At 58.2% G+C, this 20061-nt stretch carries 21 protein-coding genes; 5 read left to right on the top strand and 16 right to left on the bottom strand.

Going from position 1 to position 20061, the window contains the following annotated elements:
* Positions 1–21 precede the first annotated feature (21 nt).
* Genes ACR0MV_RS08625 through ACR0MV_RS08635 form a run of 3 tightly spaced genes read right to left on the bottom strand, consistent with a single transcriptional unit; the run spans position 22 to position 2848 of the window.
* Positions 22–1032, bottom strand: a complete 1011-nt coding sequence (locus ACR0MV_RS08625; protein ID WP_480701812.1) for a DctP family TRAP transporter solute-binding subunit — start codon at positions 1030–1032, stop codon at positions 22–24.
* A 19-nt stretch (positions 1033–1051) separates the two neighbouring features.
* The gene (locus ACR0MV_RS08630; protein ID WP_170424142.1) at positions 1052–2338 is read right to left on the bottom strand and encodes a TRAP transporter large permease; all 1287 of its coding nucleotides are present in this window, start codon (positions 2336–2338) and stop codon (positions 1052–1054) included.
* A 3-nt stretch (positions 2339–2341) separates the two neighbouring features.
* Positions 2342–2848 (bottom strand): TRAP transporter small permease, encoded by a 507-nt coding sequence (locus ACR0MV_RS08635; protein WP_170424144.1) that lies wholly within the window; start codon positions 2846–2848, stop codon positions 2342–2344.
* Positions 2849–2971: 123 nt separating this feature from the next.
* On the opposite strand from ACR0MV_RS08635, the gene ACR0MV_RS08640 reads away from it, so the two are divergent.
* A complete protein-coding gene (locus tag ACR0MV_RS08640; protein WP_480701813.1) occupies positions 2972–3652 on the top strand; it encodes a GntR family transcriptional regulator in 681 nt (226 codons plus the stop codon).
* A gap of 63 nt (positions 3653–3715) precedes the next feature.
* Here ACR0MV_RS08640 and ACR0MV_RS08645 read toward each other — a convergent pair whose 3' ends face one another.
* On the bottom strand, positions 3716–4663 hold the full coding sequence (locus ACR0MV_RS08645; RefSeq protein ID WP_480701814.1) for an alpha/beta hydrolase: 948 nt from the start codon (positions 4661–4663) through the stop codon (positions 3716–3718).
* Positions 4664–4782: 119 nt separating this feature from the next.
* Here ACR0MV_RS08645 and ACR0MV_RS08650 point away from each other — a divergent pair, with 119 nt between their 5' ends.
* Complete coding sequence (locus tag ACR0MV_RS08650) at positions 4783–5373, top strand: TetR/AcrR family transcriptional regulator (protein ID WP_480701815.1); 591 nt, start codon at positions 4783–4785, stop codon at positions 5371–5373.
* A 49-nt stretch (positions 5374–5422) separates the two neighbouring features.
* Here ACR0MV_RS08650 and ACR0MV_RS08655 read toward each other — a convergent pair whose 3' ends face one another.
* A complete protein-coding gene (locus ACR0MV_RS08655) occupies positions 5423–5812 on the bottom strand; it encodes an ectoine synthase (RefSeq protein WP_480701816.1) in 390 nt (129 codons plus the stop codon).
* An 18-nt stretch (positions 5813–5830) separates the two neighbouring features.
* Complete coding sequence (locus ACR0MV_RS08660; RefSeq protein WP_480701817.1) at positions 5831–6580, bottom strand: SDR family oxidoreductase; 750 nt, start codon at positions 6578–6580, stop codon at positions 5831–5833.
* Positions 6581–6680: 100 nt separating this feature from the next.
* On the opposite strand from ACR0MV_RS08660, the gene ACR0MV_RS08665 reads away from it, so the two are divergent.
* The gene (locus tag ACR0MV_RS08665) at positions 6681–7559 is read left to right on the top strand and encodes a LysR substrate-binding domain-containing protein (protein ID WP_480701818.1); all 879 of its coding nucleotides are present in this window, start codon (positions 6681–6683) and stop codon (positions 7557–7559) included.
* A gap of 20 nt (positions 7560–7579) precedes the next feature.
* On the opposite strand, the gene ACR0MV_RS08670 is transcribed toward ACR0MV_RS08665, so the two are convergent.
* The 7 genes from ACR0MV_RS08670 to ACR0MV_RS08700 form a co-directional block, all read right to left on the bottom strand.
* The gene (locus tag ACR0MV_RS08670) at positions 7580–8071 is read right to left on the bottom strand and encodes a DUF2165 family protein (RefSeq protein WP_480701819.1); all 492 of its coding nucleotides are present in this window, start codon (positions 8069–8071) and stop codon (positions 7580–7582) included.
* Between the two features lie 53 nt (positions 8072–8124).
* Positions 8125–9786: an ABC transporter substrate-binding protein gene (locus ACR0MV_RS08675; protein ID WP_480701820.1), complete on the bottom strand. Its 1662-nt coding sequence runs from the start codon at positions 9784–9786 to the stop codon at positions 8125–8127.
* Positions 9787–9879: 93 nt separating this feature from the next.
* Complete coding sequence (locus ACR0MV_RS08680; protein WP_480701821.1) at positions 9880–10758, bottom strand: TauD/TfdA dioxygenase family protein; 879 nt, start codon at positions 10756–10758, stop codon at positions 9880–9882.
* Between the two features lie 9 nt (positions 10759–10767).
* The gene (locus ACR0MV_RS08685; protein WP_480701822.1) at positions 10768–12174 is read right to left on the bottom strand and encodes an FAD-binding oxidoreductase; all 1407 of its coding nucleotides are present in this window, start codon (positions 12172–12174) and stop codon (positions 10768–10770) included.
* Positions 12171–13421, bottom strand: a complete 1251-nt coding sequence (locus ACR0MV_RS08690; protein ID WP_480701823.1) for an amidohydrolase family protein — start codon at positions 13419–13421, stop codon at positions 12171–12173. Before ACR0MV_RS08690 ends, ACR0MV_RS08685 begins: the two co-directional genes overlap by 4 nt.
* Positions 13418–14212 carry a creatininase family protein gene (locus ACR0MV_RS08695; protein ID WP_480701824.1) on the bottom strand — a complete coding sequence of 265 codons (795 nt, stop codon included), beginning with the start codon at positions 14210–14212 and terminating at the stop codon, positions 13418–13420. The genes ACR0MV_RS08690 and ACR0MV_RS08695 overlap by 4 nt, the downstream gene beginning before the upstream one ends.
* A complete protein-coding gene (locus ACR0MV_RS08700) occupies positions 14209–14382 on the bottom strand; it encodes a hypothetical protein (RefSeq protein WP_480701825.1) in 174 nt (57 codons plus the stop codon). The genes ACR0MV_RS08695 and ACR0MV_RS08700 overlap by 4 nt, the downstream gene beginning before the upstream one ends.
* A gap of 128 nt (positions 14383–14510) precedes the next feature.
* Here ACR0MV_RS08700 and ACR0MV_RS08705 point away from each other — a divergent pair, with 128 nt between their 5' ends.
* Positions 14511–14900 carry a RidA family protein gene (locus ACR0MV_RS08705; protein ID WP_480701826.1) on the top strand — a complete coding sequence of 130 codons (390 nt, stop codon included), beginning with the start codon at positions 14511–14513 and terminating at the stop codon, positions 14898–14900.
* 16 nt (positions 14901–14916) lie between these two features.
* Here the strand turns inward: ACR0MV_RS08705 and ACR0MV_RS08710 are convergent, their stop codons facing one another.
* The 3 genes from ACR0MV_RS08710 to ACR0MV_RS08720 are packed head-to-tail and all read right to left on the bottom strand — an operon-like array spanning position 14917 to position 18981.
* Positions 14917–16452, bottom strand: coding sequence for a trimethylamine methyltransferase family protein (locus tag ACR0MV_RS08710; protein WP_480701827.1), 1536 nt, complete (start codon positions 16450–16452; stop codon positions 14917–14919).
* A complete protein-coding gene (locus ACR0MV_RS08715; RefSeq protein WP_480701828.1) occupies positions 16452–17873 on the bottom strand; it encodes an MmgE/PrpD family protein in 1422 nt (473 codons plus the stop codon). Before ACR0MV_RS08715 ends, ACR0MV_RS08710 begins: the two co-directional genes overlap by 1 nt.
* On the bottom strand, positions 17866–18981 hold the full coding sequence (locus tag ACR0MV_RS08720) for a zinc-binding dehydrogenase (protein WP_480701829.1): 1116 nt from the start codon (positions 18979–18981) through the stop codon (positions 17866–17868). Before ACR0MV_RS08720 ends, ACR0MV_RS08715 begins: the two co-directional genes overlap by 8 nt.
* Positions 18982–19140: 159 nt before the next feature.
* On the opposite strand from ACR0MV_RS08720, the gene ACR0MV_RS08725 reads away from it, so the two are divergent.
* Complete coding sequence (locus tag ACR0MV_RS08725; protein ID WP_480701830.1) at positions 19141–20010, top strand: LysR family transcriptional regulator; 870 nt, start codon at positions 19141–19143, stop codon at positions 20008–20010.
* The last annotated feature ends 51 nt before the right edge of the window (positions 20011–20061 follow it).

Raw genomic sequence — 20061 nt, forward strand, 5'->3', positions numbered from 1 at the left:
GTGACGGTTTCTCGGCATGGGTTACTGGGCCTTGTACGCTTCGACAGCAGCGTCGAGGCGGTTCGGCCAGTCCTCACCAATCTCACCGACGATGTATTCGCGCACGGCCGGTTGGGCGGCGGCGCGGAACATCGCTTTTTGCTCGGGGCTGACTGGTACGACTTCCATGCCTTTTTCTGACAGGATCGCGGTTGCGTTGGCGTCCTGTGCAGCGGTCATGCCGCGGTGGATCGTTTTCGAGATCTCGACGCACTGCTCAACAGCTTTCTTTTCGTCGTCGGTCAGGCTTTGGAAAAACGCGTCCGACATCAGGTAGGCGTGCCAGCTGAACACGTGGCCATCCAACGAGACGTATTTCTGATGCTGATAGAGCGAGGCATTGACGATATTCGTCACGCCATTTTCCTGTCCATCCACAACGCCCTGCTGCAGCGCACCGGGCAGTTCAGGCCACGGAACCGGGGTCGCCGACGCACCCAGGCTTTCGACCAGAGTCACCCAGACCGGCGCGGTCATGACCCGCATTTTCAGGCCTTCCATATCGGCAGGCTCGGCCACAGGTTTGACGTTGTTGGTGAAGTTGCGCACGCCGTTGTCGGCCACGCCAAAGTTGCGGATGCCGGTCTGGGCCAGCATATCTTCGGCCAATGCATCACCGAATTCGCCGTCCATAACCGACCACGCCATCGCCTGATCGTCGAACAGGTAAGGCATCGCCAGAACCGAGAACGGTTTGTAAACGGCCGAGATCGGTCCGTCGTGGATCACCGCCATCTGAACAGTGCCAAGCTGCAGGCCTTCCATGATTTCAGAACCGCCACCAAGCTGCGACGCCGGGAAGATCTGAACATCGATCGAGCCCGAGGTCTTGCCCTCGACACAGGCTTCAAACGCCAGCGCCGCGGCATGTTTGGGCGAGCTTAGGTCAGCGGCCTGAAAATGCGCGTATTTCAGTTCCTTCGCCGAAGCCGCACCAGCAGCGGTCATCGCGACAACAGCAGTGGCCGTCATCAGTTTCGACATGGTTTTCATGAGGTTCCTCCCTTTCATGTCAGTTCGCAAATCCAAAGAAGTTGGGGACAAAGGTGCTGACGCCCGGCACGAGAATGACCAAAAGCAGCACCACGAGTTCAGCCAGCAGCAGCGGCAGCACCGCTTTTGACAGGCGTTCGATTTTGAGTTGCCCGACCGTGGCGATCACGAACAGCACCGGGCCGACCGGCGGTGTGATCATGCCAATGGTCAGGTTCAGGACCAGCATCATGCCGAATTGCAGCGGGTCGATCCCGGCGGAATAGGCGATAGGGCCCAGGATCGGCGTCAGGATGATCAACGCGGGCAGGGTGTCGATGAAGAACCCGCAGATCAGGGCAAATGCGGCAAGGATGAACAGGATGCCCAACCGGTTGTCGGTAACCTGAGTGATCAGCTTGGCCAGTTCCTGCGGGATTTGCAGGTAGGTCAGCAGCCAGGCAAAGATCGAAGCCATCGCGACGATCAGAAAGACCGAGGATGTCACCACCGCCGCCCGAACAAAGGCGGCATAGAGCGCACGGATCGTGAAGGCCCGCAGGATGAAGCCCAGAAACAGCGCATAGGCCGAGGCCACAGCGCCCGCTTCGGTGGGCGTGAACACTCCAAACAGGATACCGCCCAGAATGATCGCTGGCATGATTAGGGCCGGAATGGCGGACAGGGTTGCGCTGGCCAGTTCTGACCGGGTGGCGCGATGCTCGCGCCCGCGATACCCATAGCGGGTCGAAACGATGTGGTTGGCGACAGCCAAAGCAAGACCCAGCAGAACGCCCGGCACGATTCCGGCCAGAAACAGACCGGCAACTGTCACGCCATTGGTTGAGATTGCAAAAATCACAGCCAGAATGGATGGCGGAATGATGGGGCCAATCGTGGCCGTCGCAGCGGACAACGCTCCGGCATAATTCTTCTCGTACCCCGCCTCGCGCATCATCCGCATGACGATGGCCGACGGCCCGGCCGCATCTGCAAGTGCAGACCCGCTGATCCCGGCAAACAGCATCGAGACGAGAATGTTCACATGCCCCAGCCCGCCGCGCACATGCCCGACCAGAGCGTTGGCAAAGCGCAACAAGGCGTTCGTCAATCCGCAGGCCGTCATCAACTCGGACGCGAGGATGAAGAACGGCACCGCCATCAACGGGAAGCTGTCGATCCCGGCAAACATACGCTGCGTCGCCACAAGGGGGTTCAGCGAACCATCGACAAAGATCGCGGCCAGCCCGGCAATTCCCACGGTGAAGGCCACAGGCACGCCCAGAAACAGGGTGGCAAAAAACAGGATGATCAGAGTTTTTGCCACGGCTCAGACCTCTGTCTCATCGCCATCGGCGTCGACGCCGTGCTCAAAATCCTGGTCGACAAAGCGCTTGGCAAAAAAGGCCAGCTGGATCAGGAACAACGCACATCCGATCGGGATCGCAAGGTAGGGGATGCCGCGCGATATGCCGGTGGACATGGTTTCCTTGTTCCAACCGAACTGGACGAACTGAACGCCCAGCCACAGCATCGTTGCCATAAATCCGAACATGACGATGACGATGCCCCAACGCAGCAGTCGGGCCAGAGGGGGTGGCAGCAGATCTGGAACAGTCGTGATCGCGACGAGCCGTCCTTCGCGCAGGGCAAGGCCCGCGCCGCAGAATGCGCCAAGGATCATCAGGTGGCGGGCAACCTCTTCGACCCACGCAAAAGACGAGCCCAGACCGTAGCGTCCGACCACGTTGGCAAAAACGATTGCGAAGACTGTCGCCAGCGCCAGAGCGACCAGCGCACGGTTCAATCCCACAATCCATGTTTCCAGAATTCGCAAAGAGGCCCCTCCCGATGCCGTCCCTTGTGAGAATCACAACTGGCATACAGTATGCCAATATGTCAACACTAACACATTGTATGCCAGACGCAGGGCTGCTAATGTCCATCTGAGGAGAGCGAGATGAGCCCATTCAACAGACCGAAATCATTGACAGAATTGGTGACCGAGAACCTTCGCGAACGGATCATCAAAGGCGAGTTTGAATTGGGCGAGCAGCTGTCCGAAGCCAAAATCGCAAAGAATCTCGAGGTCAGCCGCACGCCCGTTCGCGAGGCGATCAACCGGCTTGAGATGGAAGGGCTGCTGGTCGTTGAACCCCAACGTGGATCTTTTGTGTTCAACCTCGAACCCGAAGAACTGGCCAAACTCTGCGATGCGCGTGTCTGCCTTGAGACCACGGCGATCACCTCGGCCATGCAGTCGAACCCGGATGCGCTGCATAAGGCGCTTAGTGAATGTGTGAGCCGAATGAAAGCCGCGCGCGAAGCCGGGGATGATGCGGAATACCTGTATCAAGACACGGTGTTTCACCAATGCCTGTTCGATTGTGCCGACAATCGGTTCCTGAATGATGCCTACCAGACCATTGCCCTGAAAATGGCCGCCTTACGCAGCCGGTTGGGCCACCACGCGGATCACATGGCCAAATCCTATCGGGAACACATTGAGCTGGTCCAATGCGTCGAAGACAGGGATGTCACAAAGGCGCTGGACGTATTGAAGCTGCATATCGATAGGAAAGAGGGCTCCTACTGGAACGACGCGACAAATCTGGACGGCGCTCCTGCGGCAGTTAATTGAACGGTCGGAACCCGTTCAATGGGAAAGAAAGCGGGGACCATGGTGTGCCCCCACATCTTGGATTTACTTGTTAAAAAATTCGGCCACAGCGTCCGTCGACGCTTTCACGGCCTCGGGTTTGTAATAGAAATCCACATGAGAGAACTCATCAAAAGCCAGCTCTTCATGCTCGTTGGTCAGCTTCTCGACGAACTGCGTTGAGCAGGGCGCAGTGGAGGCGTTTGTGCCGTAGATGGTGAGGGACGGCTGCGCAATCTTGTCTGCATGGGCTTCACCGATGGAAATCAACGACTGCATAGGCTGATCGCCGATGTGCATGTTCGTGAAGGTTTCAACCGCAAGTGGACCTTTTGCACAATCACGGCCGTAGTAGTCATAGGTCTCGCCAGCCATCGCAGGAAAGGCGGCCGCGTCGACGAACTCTTCGCGGGACATTTCATCGTTCAGCCCGAATGGGGCAACATAATCCGGCTCACCGGTTTCATACATCTTTTGCGTTGACGCATTCGCGGAAGCGATCAACTGGTTCGCGGCATCACGGTCGGTCCACTGGAAGGCGTCCGCTGCCATCATGCCCGACACCATAGCAATCTTCTTTATCCGATGATCGGTCACAGCAGCCGATGCGATGATCGAACCGCCTTGGCAAACGCCCAGACCGTAAATCTCGTCAACGAACGGCAAAGTGCCTAGGTAAGATACGGCGTCCCAGGTGTTTTCGATGAGCCGGAACATGTAGCGGGATTGCTTGTGCTCTCCGGGCAGCGCAGGGGACAAGCCCATTCCGAGGTAGTCGAAACCGAGGTAGATAAATCCCCGCGCGGCCATTTCCGGGCCGTAAGTGGCCGGGATCTGATCTTTGACCTGCGGGAAGGGGCTGGCCCCAACGATCGCCTTGTAGGTCTTGGTCTCATCAAAGCCTTCGGGCAGGTAGAGATCGCCGGCCAAATCCACGCCAAAGGATTTGAAGGTGACTTCGTTTTTGCCAGCGGTGAGATTTTGGATAGTCATAGTCTTGGTCCTTTCGGGGTCAGACAGCTTTGCGCCTTGCTAAAGTAAATCGTTGTGTTTACTTATGGTGATGGGTGATGTTTTGTAAACACATCTTTTTACTTTTTGAGGCTGAAATCGTGAAACGCACTGAAAAAAAACGAAAAGATATCATAGATGCGGCCATCGATGAGTTCAAAGAGCAGGGGTTTCTGGGGGCAAAGACCACTTCAATCGCGAAAAAAGCCAACGTATCGAGTCGCACGCTCTACAATCACTTCGAAAGCAAGGAGGCCCTTTTTGAAGCGATCTCACAGATCATGCTGGAGCAGAACCGGAGCATGGAGCCAGTGCCCTATGATCCGGATCGCGACTTCGTTGAGCAACTGAAGGACGCCTTGTGGCGCTACATAGGGGTGATCACCGAAGAGACGGCCATCGGATTAAACCGGATGGTCATCTCAGAATTGATCCGTGACCTTGACCGGTCCCGGCAATTCTTCACTGAGACCGCGACACATGATTACCCAATTACGAGGCTGATCAGCGAAGCCATGGACGCGGGAGTAATACGAAAGGCTGATCCGGGAATTGCAACCAACCAGCTCCTTGCACTCGTTAAAAACTTCTTTTTCTGGCCTGAGTTCTTCCTCGGTGAGAACCCAACGCCAAAGAGCGCACTAGACGATTGCATCACGATGTTTATGGCGCACTACAAAACGGATGCTTGATTGGTAACCAGTCACGGTGGCGATGCCGGAACCTGCTTCACGTTTCCCGTCACGCCTCATTCGGTGCATAGCTTCCGTCTTCGCGATGGACCTCCCCTCCGGTGAGGGCAGGACTGAAGACGCATATCAGCCGAAGGTCCGTACTCAGCGCTTGCACAAGATGTCTGTCGTGTTGGTCCAAGGCGTACAGCGTGAAGGGCTGCAACGCGTGCCATGTCTGGTCGTCGAAGCGCCTGATCTGACCTCTTCCCTCGATGCAGTAACAGGCTTCCAGATGATGGGTGTATTCAAGCTCGAGCACGGCGTCTTTTTTGATGACGGTGTCCGTCATCGAAAAGCCCATGCCGTCAGACGCCAGCAATAGTCGCCTGCTGTTCCATCCCGGTCCGGTTACGTCACGATCTGTGCCCACGACATCCCCAAGCGATCTTACGATCATACCTTCCCCTTTCCGAACTCATCGAACCCCACGGTTCATTCCACCATCCGACAGGATGTTCTGGCCATTAATGTAACGCGCGCCGTCGGACGCAAGGAAGACACAGGCCTGTCCAATCTCGGCAAAGGTGGCCGGGCGTTGCGCAGGGATAGACCGTCTTGCCAGATCGGACAGGTTCACGTTTTCGCAAAAGCCGGGCATCAGGTTGTTCATGTTGATGTTGTGGCGGGCGTATCGATCTCCGAACAGCTTGGCAAAACTGTGTAGCGCACCGCGCAGCATGCTCATCGGATAAGGCGCGCGCGGTTCGACAGTGTTCATGGACGAGATGTTCACAAAAGAACCGCCGCCCTGTTCAATCATGATCGGGGTCACAATGCGGGCCAGTTTGACGACGTTGAGGACATACATATCCAGGCTTTCGTGCCAAAGTTCATCCGGCAGTTCCAGCAGTGGTCCGTCAAAATCCGGGTCAAAGCCGACCGTCTTGATGGCTTCGGGCACGCCGCCACCATGACCCATGTTGCTGACGACCACGTCGATCCTGCCGTAGGCGCTGAGCGTGGCATCGACCATCGCCTGTAAATCTGCTGTATCGAGGACCGAGCCCTGGCGCCCGATCCCCCCCAATTCCTTTGCCAGATCCATGGACCGCATTGAGGGGGACATCAGCGAGACCTTGTAGCCCGCTTTCGCCATTTCGATGGCGCATCCTCGTCCGATGCCCTGGCCGGTTCCGGTCATCAGGGCCACTTTGACATCAGTCATCTGATAATCTCCGCTGTGATATTTCCTGTCAAAGATAAGCGGCGGGAATCCACCTTCCAAACGACTTTACGGCGCAAGTATGTGAGATAAACTCACATCTATGACGAACATCAGACACCTACGCGCTTTGCAAGCCTTCGACGCAACCGCAGCGCGCCTGAACATCAGCAAGGCAGCCGATGATCTGGGCGTGACGCATGGCGCTGTCAGCCGCCAGATCAAGCAACTGGAGCAATATCTGGATGTTCGGCTGCTGCACAGGTTGCCGGGTGGCGTACAGCTGACCGAGGAAGGTGCCCGTCTGCATCGCTTCACGCAGGAGTCATTTGCGACCTTGCAGCAAGGGATTGGCGCGGTAAAGCGGACAAGACCCCGGCGTTCGGTAACGGTGTCGCTTTCATCATCCCTGGCGATCAAATGGCTTGTGCCAAGGCTTCCGGAGTTCCGCGAACGTCATCCGGGCATCTCCATTCGACTGGATACCGATGATCAGATCATCGACTTCTTTGACAGCGAGGTTGACGTGGCCTTGCGGTACGGCGGCCAACAGTCGGCTGGGCTTTATTGCGAGCGTCTTGTGACTGAACGCCTCGTCGTTGTTGCTGCGCCGTCTTTGGCAGAGGGTTCGGTCGGGCCTGAAACCATCATCCAACTGCCCCTATTGCATGATCAGTTTCATCCTCAGTGGGACAGATGGGCGACCCAAGCGGGGTTGGTCGACCCGGATGTTCAGTCAAAGAGTTCGGCCTTCCCGAACTCGGCCGTTTTGATTGCCGCTGCTATTGATGGGCAAGGTGCCATTCTGGTGCGTCAGGTTCTTGTCGAGGACGATCTGGACGCAGGGCGATTGATCTACCTGAGTGACATCAGCATTGAAGACGAAAACGCCCTTTGCTTCGTTTGCCGAGTCGGTGATGAGCGGTCTTCTCCCATCGGCACATTCCGTGCCTGGCTGAGCGAAATCGCCACAAAATCATGACCACGCAGACATGCTAGGCTTCAAGCAATGACCAACAGAATTATCGTCGCCATACCCCATAGCGTCATCTGGTAGTGGGTGTTCTGCGCGCCTTCGTGGCAAAACCAATAGCAGAACCAGTTTCCGACTATCAAAAACCCGGCCCATGTCGCTGTGAAAAGCAAAACACCCAGCACGCCGATGGCGCGGGCGCTTGCGGGATCGACAACGCCCATGATGGCAAGAATAAGCAACACGACCCCGGCCCATAGGGTAAGGGTCGCGATGCCTTCCCAGCTGACAATCAGTTTGAACAGGAACTTTTGCATCGCGGGGTTTTCGATGCGGCGATGGGCGACGGCCTCATACGCCTCGGGGTACTCTTCCCGCATCCGCTCCATTGTCAGCACTTGGTTAGTGAAGGTTTCGTTGAGATCGGGATGGACGACGTTCTCGATGAAACCCGTGCTTAGCCATGCAGCAAGAAAAAAGACGGCTGCGGTTTGTGCAACCAAGACCACCAGTTCAAACAATCTGACTTACTCCGCAAGTGTCGCGGGGTGACACAGGCCACCCCGCAGCGTCATTAACTCCAATACATTTGCGCTGGACGTATTTCCAACGAGATATGCTGGGCAGCGCCGCCAAGCCCTTCGCGGGTGTGATTGTAAAGCGACCGCCAGTACGGCTGGATCGTCACGCCTTCGTCGCGGACAATCTGTTCGCCTTGGGCCATCAATTCGCGGCGTTTCTCAACATCGGCTGTTGCAAGCGCCTGTTCGAGGATCGCGTCAAATTCAGGGCTGGCCCAGCCAAACTCGTTCCACGGCTCACCCGACCGGTAAGCCAGAGCCCAGATCTGAACGCCCAGTGGACGGTGGTTCCAGTTGGTCGAGCTGAACGGATACTTCGCCCAGTCATTCCAGAAGGTCGATCCCGGCAGAACCGTACGCTTGACCTTGATACCGGCGTCCCGAAGCTGAGCGGCAACCGCGTCGGTGGTGTCTTTGCGCCAAGCATCGTCGATGGACAGCAGCTCGTGCTCATAATCCTCCATCCCGGCTTCCTTGATCAGTTCAAGGGCGCGGGCAGGGTCATAGGTCGGCATGCCGATGTCGGCGTATTCAGGATGCGCAGGGCCGACATGGTGGTTGGCGGCAACAGCGCCGCGACCGCCATACCCAAGCTCAAGCAGCACTGCGTTGTCCACGGCCATTGATATGGCTTGGCGGACACGTTTATCGGCGTAGGGCTGCACGCCGTCGACTTCGGCCAGCTGGTTTGGGCGGATGACGATTGTCGCCATTGTGACGACCTCGTTCTCGACCCAGCCGTCCAGCGAACTGAGGATGTCGATGAACTCACCTTCCGAGATGTAAATCATGTCGACCTCGCCAGCATCCGCAGCTGCAAGGTGCGCCGACGGGTCGGTGCCAAAGTCGATATATTCGATACGGTCGAGCCATGCGCCGTTTCCGGCATTCCACCAGGTGTGGTCCTCATTGCGGACCAGCACGCCTTTTACACCAACTTCAAGGCTTTCGGGCAGGTAGGGCCCGGTCCCGATCGGATTGCCCAGCATGTTTTCGGCATCATGCGAGGAATGGACGATGGCCGCCGGATAATCCGCCATGCCTGCGATCAGCGAAATATCCGGGCGCGGCAGGTTCAGTTGAACTGTGTGAGTGTCCACGACCTCAATCGCGCTGTCCAGAGCACGTTCGGTTTCGGGATCGACCAGAACCGAGAAACGGCCAGCCATCGAGTTGCCCTCAACCGACTTGTCGCACCAACCCGCGATGTTGCGCGCCACGTCATCTGCCGTGAAGTCGTCGCCATTGTTCCAGGTTACGCCCTGACGGACTTTTAGCGTATAAGTCTGCGCGTCATCCGAAATCTCCCAGCTTTCCAGAAGGGCTGGTTTGAATGTGCCGTCGTTTTCATAGGTAACAAGGTTTTCCAGCCAGCCTTTGGCATAGTTCGCGATTTCATTCCAATCGAACGTACGCGGGTCCTTCAGACCACGAACGTCCATTTGAATTCGAACAGTGCCGCCCTGTTTAGGCTCGGTCGCGGCCTCGGCAGGCGTGGGCAGGCCCAGCATCGCATAGGCCGTGGCGGCGGTGGCTCCGAATGAACTGGCAATCGCCAGAAACTCGCGGCGGTTCACCGAGTCATTGCCAACCTTTTTGGCCTGATCGGTGACCACTTTGGGCAGTGGTTTCCCTGTACGGGTTCTGAAAGTCATGTGTTTTCCTCTCTGTTGGTCGTGAGGTGGACCCCTCGGTGGGTGCGGCGTGTTTCGCCATCTGGTGCCCGGCCGGGTTGCCGGGTTCTATTGTCATATGCGCATGGTTTCGATTGCGTCGGCTTCCGTGACGGTCGAGCAGATGCTCGACAGCACGCGCGGCTGTTCGTAAGGCCACGGCGTGCCACGATGGAGTACCGCGCGCTGATCCCAGATCAGAACGTCGCCGACCTGCCAGTTGTGGGAATAAACAAACTGCGGCTGCGTGCAGAAGTCGATGAGTTCTTCGATGATCGCCTGGCTTTCGGCTTCGTCATAGCCATCCAGTTTAAATGCGTGCGACGCGATATACAGCGCCTCGCGCCCGTTCACCGGATTGCGCCACAGCGCGTTCCAATGCTGATCCGGCCATTTGTTGAACATTGGCAACTCGGCCAGTTCCGGTGAGATTTTTCGGCGCGAATGGCTATAGCGATGCCAGATGCCACGCCCTTGCACCTTTGCTTTCAGACTGTCGGGCATTTTGGCCCACGCCGCGCGGGTGCTGGCCAGTTCTGTAGCACCGCCCTCGGTCGTGACGACCCGACCGATCAGAATATTCGTCAGGGCAGGGGTGGGCAAAAATGTGCTGTCCGAATGCCACAGGAAATTCGACTTCAGGTTCAGCGTGTGCAGGTCCATTTCCCCGGCTATCGACCCGTCGTCGCGCACATTGGAAACCGTCGGAACCTCGAATTTCTCGCCCTTTTTGCGCTCGTCGGCCTTTCGATCCTCGATGGGGCCGAACAGTTCGGCCAGTTGCTTGTGTTGGTCGTCCGAGATGTCCTGACCGCGGAACAGAAGGGCGGAATGTTCTTCGAACAAGGCGCGGACCTGTCCAAACAACCGATCTTTCGTGGCGTCGGCCAGGTTGATCCCGGTGACTTCGACACCGAATTCCGGGTTCAGGGGGCGTGTTTCAAATGCGGACATGGCGACCTCTTACACAGTTGCCTTGGCTTCGATTTCTTCGGGTGGCAGGTCCTTGACCAGATCCCAGGCGCGGGATTTTCCCGGGTTCAGCAACCCCTTGGGGTCCAGTCGTTTTTTCCATGCGAGATGCAGGTAATCGGCGGTTTTCAATCCACCGCTTTCCACGTGGAAACTGTGGGCGTCGTACACACTGTGACCGTGGTCTTCGTAAATTCGACCAATCTCTCGCAGGCGATCTTCGGTGGAATACCAGATGATTGGCAGATCAAAGGCGACGACTTCGCCGTTCAGCAGCGAGAATTCGTGATGCTGCCAAACGTCGTCTCCCAAGGCCGCACCTACCTTGGCAACCGCATCGGAATCAGAGGCGTCCGGCACACCGATTTGCTGGTAGGTCGCTGACCGGTCCGCTTTCAAAACCTGTAAGGTGGTGTGGTTGTATGCAAACTCAAACACATGCGGCAGCGACGCTGCCTTCCGATCCTCCTCGGTCAATTCCAGATCGAGGCTTCCGCCCTGATCGGCAATGCGGTCGCGAAACTGCTGCATATCGGTCGCGGGCACCAGCGAAACAAGCAGGTGCTTGTTGGGTCGGACATGGCCTTTCAGTCGGGGAAAATACTCGACGATCCGCGCGTCGACCGTGCTGGCCAGTTTGCATCCGATCTGATCGTCGGTCGCAACCGCGTACCCGGCGGAGTAGCATTCCTGGTAGCTGTCGAATGTTGCCATACACCCGATCCAATCTGGGTGAGGGACCGTGCGCAGCGTCACCTCGGTAATAACCCCGTTCAAGCCCCAGGCGTGGTGGATCTGCAGAACGTCCTGACCTTCGAACACATATTCCTGTGGGTTTTCTTCAACGGACAAAGCCTTAAGCTGCAGGATGTTGCCGGGCTCTCTGAGGACACCGTTCGCGATCGAGCCAATGCCGGCGGACCCGCCCGCGACAAACCCGCCGATCGTCGCGATATCCTGCGTTGAAGGGAACATGGCCATTTCCCACCCCTGCGCCATCAGCGCCGCATTGACATCGGCCATCAGCGCGCCCGCTTCGGCGCGAACAAAGCCGTCTCCGATTTCCAGAATTCGGTTGAGACCGGTGGTTTCGATGATCAAACCACCATGCAAAGGCACGGCCTGGCCGTAATTGCCCGTCCCGCCACCGCGCAGCACGACGGGGGCATCCGCCGCATGCGCGGTTTTGAGGCAATGCGCCATTTCTTCAACGGTTTTCGGCAGGGCAACAAGATCGCCAAAGCTGCATTTGAGCTGTTGGTTCAGGATCGGGCTGTACCAAAAGAAATCCCGAGACCGTTTTTTCACCAAAACGGGTTCATCAATGACCTCGACAGGGGCCAAGCGTTCGGCAAACGCGGCCCAGTCCAAGTCGGATTTTCCTGAAATCGAAGTCATGCAAGGTCTCCTGTCAGGACATTTGCCAAAGGTTTGGGTTCGGTGGTTCCGGTCAGCCAGTCAGATGTAGATTCCGCATCAAAGATCAGCAGGTCCCGGACCGCGGCCCCATCCACGGTTGTTGGTGAAAGCCCCAGCGCCCTTTGCGCGTTCGTTGTGATCATTGGCAGCAGATCACCAAACGGCGGGTCCAGATGCGCCGTCAGGGCCGCCAGTTCCAGACTTTTGCGGGGATCATGGCGACCAAGGGGACAAAAGGCGTCGCGCACATTGTCCGTCCCAACGACAACCGGCACACCAGCGGCGCGCAGCTCACCGATCCGCGTGATCCCGCGCCGGTCCGGTGTGCCGGTATCGCGCCCCTGCAGATAAAGGTTGGACGTTGGCAGGCTGGCTATGGTCAATCCGGCCCGCGCAGTCTTCTCCAAAAGCGCATGCAAGGGCTCGCCTGCCAGATTGATCAGGCTGCAGGCGTGACCACATAGCACAGGGCCCTGAAACCCGGTCTCGATCAAGGTGTCGGCAATGATCTCAAGCCCGTCCAACCCGTCGTGCAGGCCTTCGTCCACGTGAAAATCAAGCGCCAACCCGTATTTTTCGGCCACGCGCACGGCGGCTGCAATTGCCGCGTGACGATCGGTCTGATCCAAGACAAACACGCCCAGAACGCCACTGCCATTGGCGATTTTTTTGCCCATCGCATCCGCGCGCACGGCGTCCGTCAGCTCTGCCGTGTCGATCAGCGGCGCGACCTGCAGCAAGATTTTGTCCTCGAAGTCTTTTGCCAGGTCGCGCAGTACATGCCACGCCAGCGGGTTCGTGTCTGAGCCCGGTTCGGGCGACCAGTCCAGATGGCTGCGCACGATGCCACAGCCCGAGGACATCAGCTCTTTCAAACCCCGTTCCGCTCGGCGCCGCAGATCATCCTCGGTCCAGAGGACGCGGTCTCGGTACTGGGCCTCTATGGCGGCGCTCAGATCTCCGCCCACCCGGTCCATTCTTGAAATCGTGTGGCATTTATCCAGGTGGACATGACATTCGGTCAGGCGCGGCATGACGAGGCCCGAAACTTGCGCCTGTCCTGCACAGGGCTGCAAGGCTACGGCGTGCCCATCACGGATAACCAAATCGCCATGCACACAGTCTGAAACCGGAACGCCGCCGAACTCTTGCGGGTTGGCGATCATCGAAGACGGCACGAGAACGTTTTCGACGGTCAGCAGATCGGACGAGGGCAGCACATTCATGTCGTGCCCCTCCGGTGATCGAACCGGGCAAACTCGGCCAGAAACTGCGCAAAATTGGCGGCGGCCGTGTCCAACAGGCGCTCCCCCTTTTTCACAGTCGCGGCAGAGGCATCCCCGCAGGCCCCATCCGGATGCAGGTCATCAATGATCCAGCCCGGCCGTGCGGCTTGTCCCGTCAGACCGATATGGTTGAACTGCTTTTCCCATGTGCGGATCGCGGGAACAAAATTCTGCGCCCGGTTCATATCCACCAGATGCGGTCGCGCCGCCAACATGGATGAGGTCTCGGACTCTCCGGCATGCAAGTCGACCGAGGCCGCATCGGGGTCAAGAACGCTGTCCCATTCGGAAAACCCGAACCACGAACATGTGGCGACAATCAACTCGTGCGAGATCCGCAAGTCACGCGCGGCGGTTTCCAACACCGCAGTATTGCCCCCATGGCCGTTGAACAGCACAAGCCGCTTCACACCCGCCCGCGCGACTGAGGCTCCGATGTCGCGCAAGACTGCCAGCAGAGTATCTGCGGACAGGCTGAGGGTTCCGGGATGCCGATCGTGTTCACCACTTTTGGTGACGGTCAACCCCGGCAGGACAAGCACATTCTGCTCGGCACCCAACTGCGGCAACGTGCGATCGACCACCGCGGCCACCAGATCACTGTCAACGGATACTGGCAGATGCGGCCCGTGTTGTTCGGTTGCACCAACAGGCAGCACCGCGATCATATCATCCGGTAGATCGCGGAAATCCGGTGCCTTGTGATCGGCCCAATAGCCTTGAATACTCATGCGGCCCTCCCAAAAAGGCGGGCCATATATCCTATTTCCCGCTCACCCTGAGGGTCGCCGACAAAGGGTTTTTGGCTGCCGGTTTCCAAGCCTGCCCGGCCAAGCCGGGTGGCAATTCGAACATCGGTGGGATCATTCCCATGGCGCACCAAAAGAACACGTTTTCCCATATCGCCCTCCTTGAACGACAGTGGTTTTACGTGGCCCTTGGAATATCCGTGCCAGAGAATGGCTTTAAGACTTGCAAAGAATATTCAAACTCGCAAGCTTAAATTGACAGCGAAAAAGAGTACAGGAAATGAAAGCGTTAAGCCCAACAGACATGCCGCCGCCGTTCGCGCGCTATGCGCATGGCGTCGAAATTCCGGGCGACTGGAGGATGGTGCAAACCTCGGGGCAACTGGGTATTCGCCTGGATGGGACCATCCCCGAAGACGCCTATGATCAGGCGGTGATTTGCTTTCAAAACATCGAGAAAATACTTGGATCAGCGGGCATGAGCGCAAGCGACGTTGCGCATGTCAGCGCCTTTGTCACCGACCGGTCCCATATGGCGGATTACATGCGCGCCCGAGATGAGTTTCTTGCGTCGACCAGCCGCTTGCCAAGCTCAACCCTGTTGATTGTCAGCGGCTTTACGCGACCAGAATTCAAAGTCGAAGTCGAGGTTCTGGCGGCAGCTCCCTAGTGCATGCGCCGGGACCTCAGCCCCATCTTGCCGAAATCTCAGGAAACCGCAGAAAGATGGCGGCTGTTGTTTCAGCTCCAAAGACTGGATTGGCATCTCGGAACAGGATTTCTTCGGTCCGCTTGCGTGCGGCTTCAAGTGTCGATGGCGCGCCGGCATCCGCCCAGGCCTGCGGCGTCGCACGATCTGCAAGGTCGGGGTAGAAATAGTCGCTCTGCATGCGTCCCAAGGTCTGCCCGCTGCCCAGGAAATGGCCGGGCCCGTTCAGGCAAACCTCGCGGATGACGTCAAAGGCCAAGGCGTCTTCGTTTATCTCAAAACCGCGCGTCGCTCGCATGACCGAACCGATCATGTCGTTGTCCAGAACAAAGCTCTCCTTGCTGGCCGCCAGTAGTGACCCGTACATGCCCGCCGCCTCGTAGATCAGGTTCGCGCCCGCCAACGCGCTGAGAAGCTCGGTGATGCCCTTTTCGTACCCTGCCTGAAAGTCGGGCATTTTGCTGTCCGTCATACCTGCGCTGACGGCGCAGGGGATGCCGTAGTATTGCGCCATCTGGGCGCAGGCCGCCATCAATACACCTTGCTCGGCGCTGCCGCCGGACATGGCCCCCGTGCGCAGATCGCTGACAAAGGGCAAAGCGCCAAAAAGTGCGGGGTGCCCGGGGTTCAGCAGGTTCACATAGAGCAGCCCGGCCAGCACTTCGGCCGTTTGCTGGGCGACCGCGCCCGCAAGCGGGGCAGGGCTGGTTGCCCCGGCCTGACCTGCCGAGACAAGTTTCAGCGGCGTGCCGGTTTCTGCAGCGCATTCGATGATGCCAAGCGCTTCTTCGGCAAACGTAAGGGGCGGCACGACAAAACAGGTGGAAACACAACAGAAGGGCCGCGCGCGCCATGCCTGTTCACCGCCTGCGATCATATGGAACATCTCAACCGCCGACTGCATGGTTGAGACGGAACTGAAGGATGTACCAATCGGCTTGGCCGTCCCGGCGGCGCAGGCATAGGCCGTATTCAACTCCATCGCATGCGTATCTTCGATGTCGCGCGCCACGACCGTGCGTTGGAACATGTGGATGTTCGGCAGCGCCTGTGCCAGTCGGGCCATGTCGTGCAGATCGGCCAGAGTGCTGTCCCGTATCTGGCCCGTCTTGCTATCGACGATATGAACTGCCGCGCCCGAGGTGCCCAGATGAATACGCGTCCCGCTTGGATCAAGGTCATATTCCGGGCGCTGTCCAAACAGCTTGAACCCGCGGCCCGCAGTTTCCAGCGTGCGTTCGACAAGCTCTGGCGGAAACAACAATCTGCCAGCCTTGGAAACGGACCCACCTGCAGCTGTGATCGTTTCAATGCAGCGCGGCGTTGCGCTGGCCAACCCGACCTCGGCCAGAATACGCAAGGCGGTCTGGTGGATGGCTTCGATCCCGTGGGCCGGGATCGGACGATAACGCCCGCCTTCAATGCCGGGCCAGATGGCCTCGCTAGGCCCCGAACCAGCGCCGCCTTGACGTTCGGCGTGCCGTGCCGCGCGGCCTGATCTTGATCTGCTCATCACGGGTCTCCTTGGTGGGTCAAAAGTGCGGCAATGCCCGGATGTTCTGGCCAGTTGCGCAACTTGGCCGCCCACGCATCCGAGTGCGGACCGGTATTGGCATGGAATTTCTCCCAAATCTGAGCGTTGCTCATGGGTGCCTGTGGCGCACCCAAAGGATAGGCGCAGGTGTCCCGGATGACCGTTCCATCCGTCAGCGAAACAACGATGCGGTCAGGGTCATTTTCCGAATAGTTCAGGTCAGGGCGGATTGGCGCAAAGGCATGCACTTTGGTTTTCGCGATAAGACCGGCCACCTCGGGGTCGTCCCAAACTCCGGCCTCAAGATCGGACAGCGTCAGCCCACCACGCAGAACCCCCATCGCCACAACAAAAGGCGCGCTGAATAACGCCTCGGCGCGGTTCGACGGCTGGCCAAAGGGCAGCACGGCAGCGTGGAAATCCGGAAGATGCAGATCGACCTGCTTGATCCTGTCAGGCGAAAACCTCTTATTCATGCGCACCGCGCAGGTCATGAGGCGATGCGTATATCCACAGCTTGGCCAAGGCTTCAGAACCAACCCATGTTCGGTTAGGGCATAGCTGGTGCCGAGCTTATCGAGGGCGGCGTTCATACGGTCAGAATTCAATCCGCCCATCAACGCCGCGCTGCCTCTTGCGTGGTCCAAAACATGCGGCTGGCCGGTCAAGCCTGCCTGGGCAAGGCACGCTGCTTCAACGCCGGCGCGGGCTGCAAAACCCGCCTGAATTGGCTTTGCATGAGAGCCAAACTGGCAGGTATACCCGCTGGCCGAACTGATGGCGAAAGACATGGCATGTGTCGTTTCCGCCACCGACAATCCCATCAAGCGTGCACAGGCCGCGGCGGCGGCCGGGGCACCCAGCGTTGCGGTGGAATGCCAGCCGGCATCGTAGTGCTGGAAATTCATCGCCTCGCCCAACCGTGCGATCACTTCGAAACCCGCAAGGTAGGCCCGCGCAAGCTCCGCTCCGTTGGTCTGCGGTCCGGCCACCGCCAGCAAAGCAGGCAACAGAACCGCGGTCGGGTGCGCGTTGCCCGGAATTTCCCAATCGTCAAAGTCTAGCGCGTGCCCCGCGACCGCGTTCAGGAATGCGGCCTGAGGTCGGGCGGTTGTCATGTCCGTTCCGATCACGGTCGCAGGACCAGCCGCGGCCAGGGCCCGAACACCCTCTCGCGTAAGGCGCGCGACATCTGTTTGCAGCCCGGCATGGATGCAGCCCAAGGTGTCAATCACACCATTGCGCAAAATGGCGAGTGTGTCGGGATCCGCGTCCAGCGGATCTTTGGCAACAAAGCGGGCCAACCTGATCAGGGCTGGCTCAGCGCCTGAAACGGTTTGCGATCCCGGCATGCTCGGCATCTCGCCCGCGAAAAAGGCTCCTTCGCTCCGCTCAGCCATGCGCGACCTCATCGAACAGGATTACGCCACGCCCCGCCTTTCCAGCCAGCATGTCAGCAATGGCTTCATTGATCTGATCAAGCCGATAGCGCCGCCCGATCAATTGGTCGATTGGCAGATCGCCGTTCAAATAGTGCTGCGCATAGGCCGCAAAATCGCGCGTTGTGCAGGCCGACCCAAAGATAGAGCCGGTTACAGTGATCTCGGCCCGGGTAATATCTGTTGTGGGCAGGTCCATGGTTGCGTCATTGGCATCCAGTCCAACAAAAGTCACCTGCCCGCCGGGGCGGCAGTATTCCAACGCAGCCCGTTGCAGGGCGCGTTTCCCGACAGCCTCAAACACATGATCCGCGCCGTGCGCCGTCATTTCTTTGATACAGGCACCGACATCCACGTCAGCAAGGATGAAATCCGTGGCCCCCAGATCACGCGCTTTGGCTTCGGCATCAGGCGAGGCGTCAATTGCAATGATCCTGCCCGCGCCAGCCAGTTTCGCGCCCATGATGATCGACAGGCCAACACCGCCCGCGCCGATGACGGCAACCGTTGATCGTGGCTTGACCCGAGCGCGGTTCAGCACGGCCCCAACGCCTGTCGTAATTGCACAACCCAGCAAGGCGGCAACCTCGAACGGGACGGATTTGTCGATGCGGACGCAGCTTTCCTGGGGCACCACCACATGATCCGCCCAGCAGGCCAGCATCGACAGGTGGCGCACCGGACCATCTGAATTGGAAAACCGGCATGTCCCGTCCATCATCGTGCCGTCCCAAAGCGGCGCTTCGTAGGTCTTGCACAGGTGGGTTTGCTCATGCCTGCAAAAGAAGCAATCGCCGCAATAGGGGATCCAGCTCAGCACGACGTGGTCGCCGACGGAAAGATCACGCACCCCTTCACCCAGTCGGACCACCTGACCGGCACCTTCATGACCCAAGACAACCGGCAACTCATGGTTGGCCTGACCTGAGATCACGTGGTAGTCGGAATGGCAAACCCCGGCCGCCCCCATGCGAACCAACACCTCGCCTTTGCGCGGCGGGGCCAAATCCAACGTTTCCACGACAAGAGGTTCTGCCTTGCCGTACATCACGGCCGCCCAGGATTTCATGACGGAAACCTTTCGGGTGACACGTGCGGCAAGCGCGTTTTTTGCGGATTCATTGTTCACTCCGATAGGAATGATGGGACTTTTGAAGAAGACTATTTTGCCCTATTCATCAGGGGAACGTCGGAAAACCTTATAATTCCCATTCCATGGGGGAATAGAATGGCGGCCTTGAACTGGAAGCTTCTGACCGCTTTTGAGTCAGTCGCACGGCATCGAAACTTCACGCGTGCAGCGCGCGAGATGAATGTTCAGCAGCCCGCGATCAGTCGCCGGGTGGCCGAGTTGGAATCCGAGCTGGGAATCAAACTTTTGCAACGAACCCGGCCCTTTGCAACGCTCACGCGGGAAGGTGAGGTCCTTTACCGCGCACTTTCGGGTGGTATCATGCAGGTCAGCAGCGCACTGGAACAGGTACGCCAGCGACCGGACCAATCATGTGTTTCCGTCAACACGACCATTGGCTTTGCCAGTTGTTATCTGATGAAGCGATTGCCCGAGTTTCGCGCCTTGCACCCGAATATCTCGATCGAGTTGATCTCAAGGGATCAGAATGACGCCTATGACACAGATACGGATGTCGTGATTGCCTTCAATCATCTGGACCGCTTACCGGGTTCGCACAAGGCCCCGATCTTTCACGAGACTATGGTTGCCGTCGCAAAGCCCGCCCTTGCGGCCTCAATCGGTGACGACCTTGAGGCACTTGCCCAGCAAAACCTTCTGTGTCTGACGATGGGTATACACGGCAACGACTGGGCAACCTTTTTTGATGGCACGGGCATTTCTGTACGACCGCCCACGACCGATCAGAAATTCACCAGCTTCATGGTCTATCTGCAGGCGGCATTGAACGGCGATGGTGTCATCCTGGGGTGGGAGACGCTGTTGCAGGATCATTTCGACCTCGGCCAGCTTGCCCCCATCACAAGCCGACGTATCGAAACACAGCGCGGGTACTACGGTTGCCTGATGTCGCGCGCAACGGACAAATCTTCGGCTGTCGCGTTCCTAAATTGGGTGTCTGCCTAAGCAAAAGCATGCCGTTTCCAAGGGTCGAAACAGGGCTCTGAAGCCGTGGCG

The sequence above is a fragment of the Ruegeria sp. BC3 genome, from assembly GCF_056539265.1.

Excerpts from the sequence above, each read along its gene's own strand:
- ACR0MV_RS08665 (WP_480701818.1), top strand. The coding sequence starts at position 6,681 with ATGACGAACATCAGACACCTACGCGCTTTGCAAGCCTTCGACGCAACC.
- ACR0MV_RS08640 (WP_480701813.1), top strand. The coding sequence starts at position 2,972 with ATGAGCCCATTCAACAGACCGAAATCATTGACAGAATTGGTGACCGAG.
- ACR0MV_RS08645 (WP_480701814.1), bottom strand. The coding sequence starts at position 4,663 with ATGACTATCCAAAATCTCACCGCTGGCAAAAACGAAGTCACCTTCAAA.
- ACR0MV_RS08720 (WP_480701829.1), bottom strand. The coding sequence starts at position 18,981 with ATGAAATCCTGGGCGGCCGTGATGTACGGCAAGGCAGAACCTCTTGTC.
- ACR0MV_RS08690 (WP_480701823.1), bottom strand. The coding sequence starts at position 13,421 with ATGAATGTGCTGCCCTCGTCCGATCTGCTGACCGTCGAAAACGTTCTC.
- ACR0MV_RS08705 (WP_480701826.1), top strand. The coding sequence starts at position 14,511 with ATGAAAGCGTTAAGCCCAACAGACATGCCGCCGCCGTTCGCGCGCTAT.
- ACR0MV_RS08685 (WP_480701822.1), bottom strand. The coding sequence starts at position 12,174 with ATGACTTCGATTTCAGGAAAATCCGACTTGGACTGGGCCGCGTTTGCC.
- ACR0MV_RS08700 (WP_480701825.1), bottom strand. The coding sequence starts at position 14,382 with ATGGGAAAACGTGTTCTTTTGGTGCGCCATGGGAATGATCCCACCGAT.
- ACR0MV_RS08680 (WP_480701821.1), bottom strand. The coding sequence starts at position 10,758 with ATGTCCGCATTTGAAACACGCCCCCTGAACCCGGAATTCGGTGTCGAA.
- ACR0MV_RS08660 (WP_480701817.1), bottom strand. The coding sequence starts at position 6,580 with ATGACTGATGTCAAAGTGGCCCTGATGACCGGAACCGGCCAGGGCATC.
- ACR0MV_RS08655 (WP_480701816.1), bottom strand. The coding sequence starts at position 5,812 with ATGATCGTAAGATCGCTTGGGGATGTCGTGGGCACAGATCGTGACGTA.
- ACR0MV_RS08625 (WP_480701812.1), bottom strand. The coding sequence starts at position 1,032 with ATGAAAACCATGTCGAAACTGATGACGGCCACTGCTGTTGTCGCGATG.
- ACR0MV_RS08675 (WP_480701820.1), bottom strand. The coding sequence starts at position 9,786 with ATGACTTTCAGAACCCGTACAGGGAAACCACTGCCCAAAGTGGTCACC.
- ACR0MV_RS08710 (WP_480701827.1), bottom strand. The coding sequence starts at position 16,452 with ATGAGCAGATCAAGATCAGGCCGCGCGGCACGGCACGCCGAACGTCAA.
- ACR0MV_RS08715 (WP_480701828.1), bottom strand. The coding sequence starts at position 17,873 with ATGGCTGAGCGGAGCGAAGGAGCCTTTTTCGCGGGCGAGATGCCGAGC.
- ACR0MV_RS08725 (WP_480701830.1), top strand. The coding sequence starts at position 19,141 with ATGGCGGCCTTGAACTGGAAGCTTCTGACCGCTTTTGAGTCAGTCGCA.
- ACR0MV_RS08695 (WP_480701824.1), bottom strand. The coding sequence starts at position 14,212 with ATGAGTATTCAAGGCTATTGGGCCGATCACAAGGCACCGGATTTCCGC.